Genomic DNA, 12571 nt, shown 5'->3' with positions numbered 1-12571 from the left:
TCCCGGCTCAGTGCCGCAATCTCTTCGGCACTGCATCTTGTTCGGGACACGAGAGCGTCGGCGGCCCCAACCGGCGGATCAGGCGCTCTGGGCGGTCTTCGCCACCACGAGATTGCTGTCCTCCAGCTGGGCCGGGCCCGCATCGCGCACAGCTTTCTCGGCTTCGCCGGCATGACGTTTCAAATAGTCGCGGGGCATGCCGATCTCGTCGCGGACGAATTCGTAGCCGAGCTTGAAGGTGTCGAGCCCATCGGTTCTGATCGTGCCGTCTCTGAGGCCGATAATGGCACCGCGCAAGATGGTCTCCAGCTCGTCCTGGAGACATTCGAGCTGATCCAGCGAGTGGGCGTGCTCGATCCGCTCGCCGATTTCGAGGATAGCGGTCGAGAGCTCGCTTTCTCCGGCGCGATGCGGGTGAGCGTAGATCGCCGCGAAGATCGAGCCGATGACGCTGAGCGCGACGGCGCCCAGGTACATCAGGTCGATGTACCTATCCATGAACGATTTGGTGTCGTCGTTGATGTAATCGGCCGCCCCCTGGTGCGCCATCACGAAGGCGTCCTTCTCGATGGAGGCCGGCTCGATCCTGGTGGCAAAGCCGTTGTCGAGCCCGAGCGCGGATTTGTTCTCGTAGATGGTGCGGGCCAGTTCGCCCGCCGTGGACGTCGCCATCCTGGATTGCGCGACCAGCAGGCATTCGAGCCCTGTCGTGTCGAGGTCGTCGTCGGGAATTTGCGGCGAAGCCGACAGCGTGCCCGCCGTCACCGTCTCGTTGGAAATGCCGGGAAATTTGCGCGCCAGCGCCTTGACCTCGTCGATCGCGTTGCGGTCGGCAATGAGGTGGAGCCTTCAGTAATCATGGCAGCACCTGGCCTTAGACTCGGAGGGCGGGCGGCTCGCGGCGGGCGCCCTGCAATTCGTAAACGTCTGAAAAAGAAAAATATTCTCTGTTGGCGATGATAGCGCGAAGGTAACAGAATGCAAATTTCGAGCCGGAGATAACCTTGCGCGACGCGTCCCCGGCGATTGGTCATCCTATCACCAGTTAGCCACAGTTGGCGATTTTCCGGTTCCCCCGGCTGCATTCCGCCGCGGGAAATGTCATAAATCGCGCGTCCCGGCGATTTGACCGGTCCAAGAAGAAGTTGCGCTGAACGCTCCAATTCTTCTCGTCACGTCAATGAGGGCGTCAGCTTGTCGTTTCCACCCATGTCATCGGCGATTCCGGTTGAAGCGCTCATTGGCTGGATGTTGCTGCTCACCTTCAAGCACATCATCGCGGATTTCGTTCTCCAGACCGCCTGGATGGCGCACGGGAAGGACCAGAAGCATGGCTGGGCCCTGCCGCTTCTGGTGCACTGCCTGATCCACCTTGCCGTTGCGCTGCCGCTGATCCTGATCGTGGCGCCGAGATTCTGGTTCGTGGCGCTGATCGATTTCGCGATCCACATCACGATCGACCGCGCCAAGGGGTTCGTCTCCGCCAATTTCGGCGTCGACCTTGCGCATCCCTGGTTCTGGACGCTGATCGGCATCGACCAGGCGCTGCACCATCTCACCGGCTTCGGCCTCTCCATCTTCATGGCGGCGAACTGACTGCTGCGCATCTGTCATTCCGGGGCTCGCGAAGCGAGAACTATGGTGCGCAGTTGCGCACCTGAGAATCTCGAGATTCTCAGGAGCGCAATTGCGCTCCGTAGTTCGGTCCTTTGGACCGCCCCGGAATGACGGCAATCTGCAACACCCTTCCGCCTCCGATTCGCGGCCGGGGCGCAACCACATCGGGCAACTACCGGGCAGCGTGGTTAACCTTTCGTTAGAGAATTGCGCTGCATCTTCCTGACACGAGGGAGAACTGCAATGTTTTCAAGCCGCGACACCTTTGAAAGCGATTTCTGCCCGGTCCGCGACGAGCTCCTTGGCGAGATGTATCGCGCCAACGAGAGTGGCCTGCCGAGGCTGGTTGAGAGTGTTTCCCCTGACGTTCGCGCCAGGCTGGCGCTGTTCTGCTACCGCCGCAGCCATTTGCACTCGCTGGCGATCGCGATCGCGGCAAGCTGCAGCGAACGCGACCTGATCGAGAACGGCGGCCGCGTCGGCTCGACGCTCTATGCGCTGTCGCGTGAGAGCTCGGCCAAATCGTCGCCGTCGCTGTCGGGCGGACGCAAGCCGATCACGCTGTCGACCAAGCCGCTCTCGGTGCTCGCACCACTCGATGACGAGCTCGACGACGAGATCAGCGAAGCCGTTCCCGCCTAAGCGGCGTCAATAACCGGCAACCCGAATTTCCGCCGTGCCATCGCGCATTCGGCGTCGCCCGGCATGCAGGTGCGGCACACCTCCGGCCGCACGTCGTAGATGCCGCAGGCCGTCATCTTTCCGATCTCTCCCTGCAAGGCCGAGCAGCGATCACCCTCGCAGCGCATGCCGGACTGGCGCGCATTGACCAGCCCTTCGGGAATCGCGGCAAGCTCCTCGTCGCTCTCGATCGAGAAACGCGGCCAGTTCTGCGAATAGCCGCAGCAGGCGCCGCAACCCTGGCAACAGCTCGACAGGTCGATCCGGGAACTCTCTTCCATCATCACGTGTCCTTTGGCGGACCCCACACCAGGCTCTGCCGCCATCTTGCGCGCAGCACGTCGCGCCGCTCCGGATATCTCTCGTCGAGATAAGTCGCCGCGACCACGCGGTCGGTGCGGAAGCTGCGGAAGTCGCTGCGCAACTCGCACCAGGCCGCCAGCAGCCGCACGGCTTCGAGATAGCCGACCGAAATCGGCCAGATCACGCGCTCGCTGGGGCGGCCCTGCTCGTCACGGTAGCGCAGCACGATCTTCTTGCCTTCGTGGATCTGGGTGCGGGTGCGCGCCATGTCCAGGCGGTCCGGCTCCCTGTTCCAGCTCGGCCGCGCCCGGCTCGCGGGCTCCAGCACGAAGGGCCGCAGGCGCTCGGGCACGGTGTCGGCGATCTTCGCCATCAAGTCTTCGGCCGCGCGCGCCAGCGCGGAATCGGCGTGGCCTGCGACCCATTGCGCGCCCAGCACCGCCGCCTCGATCTCGTCGGGCGTCAGCATCAAGGGCGGCAGGTCGAAACCCTTTTCCAGGATGTAGCCCATGCCGGCTTCGCCGCGGATCGGCACGCGCTGGCCGATCAGCGTCGCGATGTCGCGATAGATCGTACGCTTCGACGTCTCGAGCTCGGCCGCGATCGCGTCCGCCGTCAGCGGCTTACGCGTGCGCCTCAGTACCTGGATGATTTGAAACAGCCGGTCGGCGCGTCTCATGACAGTCCCTTGTCGCTGCTTTTTTCTCGGTGGTCTTTTTCAGAAGGCGGCGCGCGGCTGCTGACAGGATGTTGGCAGCAGGGGAGTTCTATACCGGGACAACACATCGACTGAAGAGGATTTGTCCATGATCATTCCAACCCATTTCGGCCCGGCCGGCCCGTTGTGGCGGAGCCAGCCTTTCCAGGTCCAGGCATGGCAGGCCTGGGCATTCCGCCGCCTCGTTTCGCTCGATGTCACGGTCGTCGACCTCCGCCTTGCGCTCGCGACCGCCGTGACGCGTTCGCTGCTCCATGCCGCGGATGCGCTGGTCCGGCACGTGATGGGCCGGGCCTGGCGAGGGGCCCGCTTCGCAGAAGATATCACGGCTGCTGCCACCATGGTGGCAGCAGCCGGTCGCTAGGTTCCGTCAAATCGTTCGACAGGTTCAGGAGAGCTCGCATGATCACGCTTTACGGTTTTGGCGCCGGCTTCGGCCTGCCGGAAATCAGCCCCTTCGTCACCAAGACGGAAGTGCAGCTCAAGATGGCGGGGCTGCCTTACCGGAAGGAGCGGGCGATGCCGCCCGCTTCCCCCAAGGGGCAGCTGCCCTTCATCGACGACGGCGGCGAGGCGGTGGCCGATTCCACCTTCATCCGCGCCCATATCGAGCGCCGCTACGGCTTCGATTTCGATGCTGGGCTCTCGTTGCAGGAACGCGCGCAGGCCTGGGCATTCGAGCGGATGGTCGAGCATCACGTCTATTGGGCGTTGGTCGGCGCACGCTGGGTCGATCCGGTCAATTTCGCCAAGGGGCCTGCGCATTTCTTCGACGGCGCGCCTGAGCACAACCGCGAGAAGCTGCGCGAGGATGCGCAATTCCGCGTCGCCGAGAACTATCTGCTCTCCGGCCTCGGCCGCCATGCGCCGGATGACGACGTTGATCTCGCGGTGCGCTCGCTGTTCGCGCTGTCGGTGCAACTCGGCGACAAGGCGTACCTGATGGGCAACAAGCCCTGCGGCGTCGATGCCACCGCTTTCGGCATGCTCGCCGGTGTTCTCTCGCCGTTCTTCGAATCGGCTTTGCGCGAGCGCGCCGAGGGCTTTCCAAACCTCACCGCCTATGTCGACCGCATGATGGATGACTACTATCCGGAGTTCGCCTGGACCCCGCTACGGCAGGCGGCTTGAGGCCACCGGCACGTCCGCGGGTTCAATGCAACCTCTCCCGCTTGCGAGGGAGGTCGGCGCGTAGCGCCGGGTGGGGGCTCTCTCCTCTGGGGGACTATCTCCAGGCCTCGGACGGTCCCAGCGCGGAGGCACCCTCTCCCCAACCCTCTCCCGCAAGCGGGAGAGGGGGCGCACCGGCGCCGAAGCCGCAGCTCACTCCATTAAACAAACAAAAGAGCCGGCCCATCAGGCCGGCTCTCGTCGTCTCAGAACTTTCGCTGCGCCTACTTCACCAGCGTGTACTTGCCGTCCTTCACCGTGAGCAGGATGCGCGAGCGCTCGTCGAGGCCGTAGCGGTCCTTTTCGGTGAAGTTGTAGACGCCCTGGCTTGCCGCGAGCTCCTTTTCCGTCAGCAGCGCCTGGCGGATGGCTTCGCGGAATTCAGGCGTGCCGGGTTTCGCGGTCTTCAGCGCCGTCGGAATGATCCGCTTCAGGATCTCGAAGGCATCGTAGGAATGGCCGGCGAACTGGCTCCGGCTGTTCGGGCCGTACTTGGCCTCATAGGCCGAGTTGAGCGCGAGGCCCGGCTTCTTGGTCAGCGCGGTGTCCGGCTGGTCCTCGGGGTCCATCACAGGGCCCGAGGCCATCAGCACGCCCTCGGCCGCTTTGCCGGCGATGCGGATGAAGTCCATGCTGGCAGCACCGTGGGTCTGGTAGATCAGGCCCTTGTAGCCGCGTTCGCGCAGCTCCGTCTGCGGCAGCGCGGCTGCGGTGCCGGACGCGCCGACCAGGATCGCGTCGGGATTGGCGGCAACCAGCTTCAGCACCTGTCCGGTCACCGAGGTGTCCGGACGGGCAAAGCGCTCCTCGTCGACGATGGTCATGCCCATCGGTACGGCCTGGGCCTTGAGGTCGTTGAACCAGAGGTCGCCGTAGGAATCGGAATAGCCGATATAACCGAGCGTCTTCACGCCCTTGGACTTCATGTGATCGTACAGCACCTTGCCCACGATCGGAATCGGCTGCGGCATCGCGACCGACCACTTCATGCGCTCGGGCGTGATCGGGAACGGCGCGAGGCCGAAATGCGGGATGCCGGCCTCATTGGCGACGTTGGAGACCGCGATGGTCGGCGGTGTCAGGGCCGAGCCCATGATGATGTCGGCCTTGGACTCGGTCACGAAGCGGCGGGCGTTGGTGGTCGCGGTGGTGGGATCGCCGCCGTCGTCGAGCACGATCACCTTCAGCGGCACGCCGCCGATTTCCTTCGGCACGAATTCCAGCGCATTGCGCTCGGGAATGCCGAGCGCGGCGCCCGGGCCGGTCGTGGTGGTGGTGATGCCGATGGTGATTTCGCTGGTCTGGGCCAGCGCGGGCAATGCCGGCAGCACCAGCGCGGCCGCAGTGATGGCGGCGGTCAAATAAAAACGTTTCATCTATTCCTCCCTTGACGAGTTTCTTTGAAAGCAGAAATCGGGGGGTAATTCAGCCCCCTCTTTTGGTGATGCGGCGATTTAGCTTCCCGTGAATTTGGCTACCATTTCCGCCGGGAATGGTGCCGATTTCAATTTGTCTGGGTTAACGGGATCGCGGCCGACGAGAACGCGGGTCTCGAACCCTTCGATCGCCAGCGCCTCGCCCTTGTAGACGTTGTGCTTCACCTCGAAGCTCGAGCGCTTGATGCTCTCGATCTTGGTTTCGATGGTGATCCAGTCGCCATAGGTCGAGGGGATGTAGAACTTGGCCCGCGTGTCGACCATGGGAATGCCCACCAGGCCGTATTTGCGGACCAGATCCTGCTTGGAGAAGCCGGCGACCTCGAACAGGGTTGAGATCGAATCGTCGAACATCGCGAAATAGCGCGGGTAATAGACGATGTTGGCAGGGTCGCAATCGCCCCACTGGATCTGGACCTCGCGCCGGTTCACGAACATGGATGCCGCCTTACTTCGGCGCCATGCGCAGCGAGCCGTCGAGGCGCACCACTTCGCCGTTCAGATAGGCGTTCTCGACCATGTGCAGCGCGAGCGCGGCAAACTCGTCGGCATTGCCGAGCCGGCGCGGGAAGGGGATCGCTGCGGCGAGCGAGTCCTGCGCTTCCTGCGGCAGGTTGGCGAGCAGCGGCGTCAGGAACAGGCCGGGCGCGATGGTCAGCACGCGTACGCCGAACTGCGCGAGCTCGCGCGCGATCGGCAGCGTCATGCCGACGATTCCGCCCTTGGAGGCGGAATAGGCCGACTGGCCGATCTGGCCATCATAGGCCGCGACGGAGGCGGTGTTGATGATGACGCCGCGTTCGCCGGTCGCCTGCGGCTCGAGCTTGGACATCTCGGTCGCGGCAAGGCGCAGCATGTTGAAGGTGCCGATCAGGTTGACCTTGATCACCTTGTCGAAATCGGCGAGCGCCATCGGGCCGTCGCGGCCGACGACGCGCTTGGCAACGCCGATGCCGGCGCAGTTGACCAGCACGCGGGCCGGGCCGTGGGCCTTCGCCGCCTGGGCGATCGCAGCTTCAGCGGAGGCGGCATCGGAGACGTCGCAGGTCACGGCGACGCCCTTGATCTCCGCCGCGACCGTTTCCGCAAGCTTGGCATTGAGGTCGAACACGGCGACCTTGGCGCCCTGCGCCGCCAGTTTTCGCGCAGTGGCAGCGCCAAGCCCCGATGCACCGCCGGTCACGATGGCTGCCTGATCCTTCAACAACATGGCGTTCTCCTTTGGCGATGATTTCTCAAGCGACCGATATCACACGGTTCGACGGATTGGCAGCGTAGAGCTCCTCGATCAGTTCGCCGCGATGCTCCAGCACCGCGCGCTGATTGATCGAGCCCTTGTCGGTGACCTCGCCCTTGTCGATCGACAGCGGCGTGTCCATCAGGATCGCGCGCGTGATCCGTGTCGAGGAGCCCGTGGCTTGACTGAGGAAACGGGTCAGGCGCTCGCGAAACGCCTCGCGTACCAGCCGGTCGCGCGTGGCGACGACGAGATCGTCGGTCGGCAGCGTCGGGTTGATCAGCCGGCAACCGTCGAGATCGAGCACGACCAGCGCGGAGATCTCGTCGCGGTTGATGCCGGCGATGACGACGTCGCGCACCAGCGGCGCGCAGGCCGCGACGAAGCGCGCCCGCAACGGACCGACGCTGACCCAGGTGCCGCTCGCCAGCTTGAAATCCTCGCTGACGCGGCCGTCGAAGTCGAAGCCGGCGTTGAGATCGTCGGGATCGGCTGGCTTGAGCGCATCGCCGAGCTTGTAGAAGCCTTCCTCGTCGAACGATTTTGCCGTGATGTCGGGCTGGCGCCAGTAGCCGGGCATCACGTTCGGCCCCTTGCAGCGCACCTCCAGCTTGCCGTTGTTCGGCACCAGCTTGGCGTCATTGCCCGAGACCGGCAGGCCGACATGGCCGGAGCGGCTGGTGCGTGGATTGACCGACATGAAGAACGGCGCAGTCTCGGTCGCGCCGAGGCCCGTCAGCATCGGCACGCGGTAGCCTTTTTCCTTCACCGCGAGCTCATCGAGGCTGTCCCAGACGAAGGGCGACAGCGCCGCGCCCGAGAAGAACATCGCGTGCAGCCGGTCGAAGAACTTTGCGCGCAGACCCTGATCGTCGCGCAAATACGGCAGCAGCGACTCGTAGCCCTTGGGCACGTTGAAATAGACCGTGGGCGAAATCTCCTGGAGATTGCGCACCGTCTCCTCGATGCCGCCGGGCATCGGCTTGCCGGCGTCCAGATACATCGAGCCGCCATTGTAGAGCGTCAGGCCGATATTGTGGTTGCCGCCGAAGGTGTGGTTCCAGGGCAGCCAGTCGATGATGACGGGCGGCTCGTCCTTCAGGAAGGCGAGCGTCTCGCGCAGCATGACCTGGTTGGCGCAGATCATGCGCTGGGTGTTGATGACGGCCTTGGGGTTGCCGGTCGAGCCCGAGGTCAGCAGGAATTTTGCGATGGTGTCGGGGCCGATCCGGCCGTGGACGTCGTCGAGATCGCTGCGGAGCGGCGTTGCCATGAGGTCGGCGAGCAGGGTGACGTCGCGGCCCGGCACATGGCCATAGGACGCGGCGATCTCGGTGCCGAGCGAGACATTGGCGGTGAGTGCGTCGGCGAACTTGTCGCCGTCCTCGGCGAAGACGAGGCCGGGCGTCAGCAGCTTCATCAGGTAAGATAGCTTGCCGTAATCCTTCGACACCAGCGAATAGGCCGGCGACACCGGGCAGAACGGAATGCCGGCATAGAACGCGCCGAAGGCGAGCAAGGCGTGGTCGATCGAGTTGCCGGAGAGGATCACGACCGGGCGCTCTGCGGACAGGCCGCGCGCAATCAGGCCTGATGCAATGTGCCGGCTCGCAATGAGCAGCTCAGCATAGGTGATCTTGCGCCAGCCGCGCCCGCCTTCGCGCTCGGCCATGAAGACGCGCTCCGGCGTCGTCGTCGCCCAATGATGCAGGCGGTCGGTGATGCGGACGGGATAGTCGCCGAGCGGCTGCTTCGGCCTGAGGTAAATCGCGCCGTCATCGCGGCGCTCGATGTTGACGGCGGGATCGCCGAACGAGATCGGCCGCAGCGGGAAAGTGTTCGCGCCGCGCTCCGTGCCGGAAGAGGACGGCTGCGCGCTCATGACTTTACGCTCATGACTTGGGCTTCACCTTCGCGGTCTTGTGTTCGAGGAACTCGCGGATCCGGCGCTTGGCCTCCTTGTCGCTCTGCGCGACGGTCGCCATCAGCGATTCCATCAAGAGGCCCGTCTGCGGATTGGCCTCCGCGATCATCGGCAGCGCCTGCAACACGGCAAAATTGGTCAGCGGCGCGTTGGAGGCGATCTTGGTCGCGAGCTCCAGCGCCTTGCCGAGGCCGTTGCCGGCCTCCGTCAGATATTGCGCGAAGCCGTAGGATGCGCCCTCGGTCGCGCTATAGACGCGTCCGGTCAGCATCATGTCCATCATTCTGGCGACACCGATCAGCCGCGGCAGCCGCACCGAGCCGCCGCCGCCGACGAAGATGCCGCGCTGCCCCTCCGGCAGCGCGAAATAGGTCGAGGGCTCGGCGACGCGGATATGCGCCGCGCAGGCCAGCTCCAGCCCGCCGCCAATCACCGCCCCCCGCAGCGCCGCGATCACGGGCACGCGGCTGTACTGGATGCGGTCGAACACCCGGTGCCACATCTGGGAATGGAGCAGGCCGCCGGTCGCGTCGTGCTCGGTCAGCTCGGAGAGGTCGAGGCCTGAGGAGAAATGATCGCCGATGCCGTGGATCACCACCGCGCCGATGTCCTCGGGCAGGGACGCAAAACACTCGCCGATTTCCAGGATAATGCCGTCATTGAGCGCATTGCGCTTGGCCGGCCGGTTCAGACCCACGGTCAGAACCCGGTCCGCCCGCTCGATCTTCAAAAGCCCGGAGGCGCCCGCGCTAGCGGTCTCGGCGTTTCCCTGTGTCATTTGCGTCCTTGTCAGAATAGTTATGTTGTATAACGAATTCCGGGCGAGTCAAGGAGGGCGGCGCCGGATAGTCGCCCTCGGCCGGCATTGAGCTGCCCGGCGTCCGCCCGGCGAGGCGGCGGCCCGGGAGGAGGTTGGAATGCGCAACTGTTGCCACATTCTCCGTCATTGCGAGCGCAGCGAAGCAATCCAGAATCTTTCCCTGGAGGGACTCTGGATTGCTTCGCTGCGCTCGCAATGACGAGGTGGCAGCTTCCTCACATGACCTGGTGCACGTCGATCACGACGCGGTCCGCATGGCGCGCGGCCGAGCCGACGAAGATGTGCTCCATCAGCCAGCGATACTTGTCGTGCCCGGTCTCGAACCGCGGCACGGTGCGGAAGTAGATCAGCTTGGGATCGACCGGCTCGCCGCGCTTGAGCTGTTGCAGGAGCTCGACCGGGCCGAAGCGCATGCCCTTGTTCTCGACATAGACGATCGCGCCGTCGCCGGTCTCGAAGGCGTATTTCGCCTCGAGATCGATCAGCTCGTTGGGACGGATGGTCTGGAAGTCAGCGCCGAACGGCAACACACGGCCTTTGACCGCGCCCGTCACCTCGCCGCCGATGATCGGAATGATGCGGCGGACGCCGATCCCGGTCTCGCCGGCGGTGACGACGTCGCCGATCCGCGCGGTGATGGTGAAGACGTATTTGGTTTCTAATGTCGGCGTGGTCATCGCTTCACCTCTTCAATGCGCCATCATCCGCGTCGGCAGCCAGGTCGCCAGCAGCGGGAAGGCGATCAGGATCACGAGGCGCACGAGGTCGGTCGCCACGAACGGGATCACGCCCGTGAAGATCGTGGAGAACGACACGTCCTTCACCACGCTTTTGATGACGAAGACGTTCATGCCGACCGGCGGATGGATCAGGCCGAGCTCGACGGTCATGACGATGATGATGCCGAACCAGATCGGGTCGAAGCCGAGATGCATGATCACCGGAAAGATGATCGGAACGGTCAGGATGATCATCGCCATGGCGTCCATCAGGCAGCCGAGCACGAGATACATCACCATGATCAGCGCCAATACGCCGTAGGGCCCGAGGCCGAGGCCGGTGAGGAATTCCGTCACCTTCTGCGGCGTCTGCGTCACCGTGAGGAAATAGCCGAAGATCAGCGCGCCGATCAGCACGGTGAACACCGCGGCCGCGGTGCGCGTGGCCTGGAGCAGCGAGGCCAGCACCTTCTCGCGGTCGAGGCGGCCCGTCAGCACGCCGATGATGAAGGCGCCGGTGGCGCCGACGCCACCGGCCTCGGTCGGCGTGAAGCGCGGCAGGAAGGGCAGGCCGTAGAGACCGCCGATCACGAAGACGAACAGCAGCACCGGCGCCCAGATCTCCTTCAATCCGGCAAAACGTTCGCGCCAGGGTGTCACCTTGCCCTTGGGCAGGAAGTCGGGGCGGAAATAGCCGATCAGGAAGATCGTGATCATGTACATGGTCATCGCGAGCAGGCCCGGGATGATGCCGGCGATGAAGAGCTTGCCGATGTCCTGCTCGGTGATGATGCCGTAGACCGCAAGCACGGTGGAGGGCGGCAGCATCGCGCCCAGCGTGCCGCCCGCCGCGATCACGCCGGTGGCGAAGGATTGCGGATAGCCGAACCGGCGCATCTCGGGGTAGGCGACCGCGGAGAAGGTCGCGGCGGTCGCCACCGACGAGCCGCAGATCGCGGCGAAGCCGCCGCAGGCGCCGACGGTGGCAATGCCAAGCCCGCCGCGCAAGTGGCCGACAAAGCCGTTGGCGGCCCGGAACAGCTCGCGGCTCATGCCGGAATTGCTGACGAAGGAGCCCATCAGCAGGAACATCGGAATGACGCCGAACGTGTAATCGGTGACCGTTCGCATCGAGGTCTGGCCGACCAGCTTCAGCGCCGGCGTCGCGCCGATGAGATAGGAAAAGCCGGAGACGCCGACGAGGCCCATGGCCATGCCGACCGGCACGCGCAGCAGCATCAGGACAAAGAGGGAAACGAAGCCGATAACGGCGACGGCATCGGTGCTCATGACTACTCCGTCGCCTTGATCTTGGGGTCGTGCATCTCTTCGGGATGGAAGATCAGCCGGTAGGTGCGAATCGCGATCAGCAGCACGGCGCAGACGTCGCCGATCCAGGCGACCGCGAAGAACGGCCAGGTCGGCATGTGGAGGTCGAAAGTCTGGACGTTGTCGTTGTAGGTGCCGCGCACCTTGTCGAACAGCGTCCAGGTCTGCACTGTGACGACGAACAGCAGCACTAGCGTCGCGAACACGTCGATCCAGCGCTGATAGCGCGGACCGACATTGCCCCAGACCAGGTCCACCGTGATGTGGGTGCCGCGATAGGACGTCGCCGCGATGCCCCAGAAAATGAGGATGCCGAGCAGCATGCGGCCGATGTCGAAACTGTCGGGGATCGAATAGTTCAGCGTGTTGCGCAGCAGCACCGACAGGAAGATGTCGAGCGCGACGATGCCGACGAAGCCGGCCGCGATCCATTCGATCGAGTCGATGATGCGGTCCATCCAGGAGCGCTTCATGGGGAAAGAGTCCTTCCGACGAGTGCGAGGTGTGTCCACGATGAAGCTGCGCTCCCTCCCCCGCTTGCGGGGGAGGGTTAGGGAGAGGGTGTTTCCATAACGCGACAATCCCCTAGAGGAGAGAACCCTCACCCGGCGCGACGC

General features: G+C 64.4%; 14 protein-coding genes and 1 pseudogene. 4 read left to right on the top strand and 11 right to left on the bottom strand.

Annotated features, from left to right (window positions below):
* Nucleotides 1–78: 78 nt before the first annotated feature.
* Nucleotides 79–825, bottom strand: a pseudogene (locus EHH60_RS10115) (TAXI family TRAP transporter solute-binding subunit); the annotation flags it as partial.
* 423 nt (nt 826–1248) lie between these two features.
* On the opposite strand from EHH60_RS10115, the gene EHH60_RS10110 reads away from it, so the two are divergent.
* Nucleotides 1249–1596, top strand: a complete 348-nt coding sequence (locus EHH60_RS10110; RefSeq protein WP_199751405.1) for a DUF3307 domain-containing protein — start codon at nt 1249–1251, stop codon at nt 1594–1596.
* Between the two features lie 264 nt (nt 1597–1860).
* Nucleotides 1861–2259, top strand: coding sequence for a hypothetical protein (locus EHH60_RS10100; protein ID WP_124159313.1), 399 nt, complete (start codon nt 1861–1863; stop codon nt 2257–2259).
* Here the strand turns inward: EHH60_RS10100 and EHH60_RS10095 are convergent.
* Both EHH60_RS10095 and EHH60_RS10090 read right to left on the bottom strand, forming a co-directional pair.
* A complete protein-coding gene (locus EHH60_RS10095; RefSeq protein WP_199751404.1) occupies nt 2256–2579 on the bottom strand; it encodes a YkgJ family cysteine cluster protein in 324 nt (107 codons plus the stop codon). The two genes, EHH60_RS10100 and EHH60_RS10095, sit on opposite strands and share 4 nt — an antisense overlap.
* A 2-nt stretch (nt 2580–2581) precedes the next feature.
* Entirely contained in the window at nt 2582–3280 is a 699-nt protein-coding gene (locus tag EHH60_RS10090; RefSeq protein WP_124159311.1) for a helix-turn-helix transcriptional regulator, read from the bottom strand.
* 127 nt (nt 3281–3407) lie between these two features.
* Between EHH60_RS10090 and EHH60_RS10085 the strand changes: the two genes are divergently transcribed.
* Both EHH60_RS10085 and EHH60_RS10080 read left to right on the top strand, forming a co-directional pair.
* Nucleotides 3408–3683 (top strand): hypothetical protein, encoded by a 276-nt coding sequence (locus tag EHH60_RS10085; protein ID WP_124159310.1) that lies wholly within the window; start codon nt 3408–3410, stop codon nt 3681–3683.
* 38 nt (nt 3684–3721) lie between these two features.
* Nucleotides 3722–4450, top strand: coding sequence for a glutathione S-transferase family protein (locus tag EHH60_RS10080; protein ID WP_124159309.1), 729 nt, complete (start codon nt 3722–3724; stop codon nt 4448–4450).
* 263 nt (nt 4451–4713) lie between these two features.
* Here EHH60_RS10080 and EHH60_RS10070 read toward each other — a convergent pair whose 3' ends face one another.
* The 8 genes from EHH60_RS10070 to EHH60_RS10030 form a co-directional block, all read right to left on the bottom strand.
* Nucleotides 4714–5865 (bottom strand): ABC transporter substrate-binding protein, encoded by a 1152-nt coding sequence (locus EHH60_RS10070; RefSeq protein ID WP_124159308.1) that lies wholly within the window; start codon nt 5863–5865, stop codon nt 4714–4716.
* Nucleotides 5866–5943: 78 nt separating this feature from the next.
* Entirely contained in the window at nt 5944–6363 is a 420-nt protein-coding gene (locus EHH60_RS10065) for an acyl-CoA thioesterase (protein WP_124159307.1), read from the bottom strand.
* Nucleotides 6364–6373: 10 nt separating this feature from the next.
* On the bottom strand, nt 6374–7135 hold the full coding sequence (locus EHH60_RS10060; RefSeq protein WP_124159306.1) for an SDR family NAD(P)-dependent oxidoreductase: 762 nt from the start codon (nt 7133–7135) through the stop codon (nt 6374–6376).
* Between the two features lie 25 nt (nt 7136–7160).
* The gene (locus EHH60_RS10055; protein ID WP_124159305.1) at nt 7161–9044 is read right to left on the bottom strand and encodes a feruloyl-CoA synthase; all 1884 of its coding nucleotides are present in this window, start codon (nt 9042–9044) and stop codon (nt 7161–7163) included.
* A gap of 10 nt (nt 9045–9054) precedes the next feature.
* Nucleotides 9055–9864 carry a crotonase/enoyl-CoA hydratase family protein gene (locus EHH60_RS10050; RefSeq protein ID WP_124159304.1) on the bottom strand — a complete coding sequence of 270 codons (810 nt, stop codon included), beginning with the start codon at nt 9862–9864 and terminating at the stop codon, nt 9055–9057.
* A 257-nt stretch (nt 9865–10121) separates the two neighbouring features.
* Nucleotides 10122–10583 carry a DUF3237 domain-containing protein gene (locus EHH60_RS10040; protein ID WP_124159302.1) on the bottom strand — a complete coding sequence of 154 codons (462 nt, stop codon included), beginning with the start codon at nt 10581–10583 and terminating at the stop codon, nt 10122–10124.
* A 12-nt stretch (nt 10584–10595) separates the two neighbouring features.
* A complete protein-coding gene (locus EHH60_RS10035; protein ID WP_124159301.1) occupies nt 10596–11915 on the bottom strand; it encodes a TRAP transporter large permease in 1320 nt (439 codons plus the stop codon).
* 2 nt (nt 11916–11917) lie between these two features.
* Entirely contained in the window at nt 11918–12427 is a 510-nt protein-coding gene (locus EHH60_RS10030; protein WP_124159300.1) for a TRAP transporter small permease, read from the bottom strand.
* Nucleotides 12428–12571: the final 144 nt, after the last annotated feature.

Origin of the sequence: Bradyrhizobium sp. RP6 (assembly GCF_003837805.1) — a bacterium.
Taxonomy (GTDB): domain Bacteria; phylum Pseudomonadota; class Alphaproteobacteria; order Rhizobiales; family Xanthobacteraceae; genus Bradyrhizobium.
The sequence above is the reverse complement of the archived record's forward strand: the minus strand, read 5'-3'. Positions and strand labels throughout refer to the sequence as shown.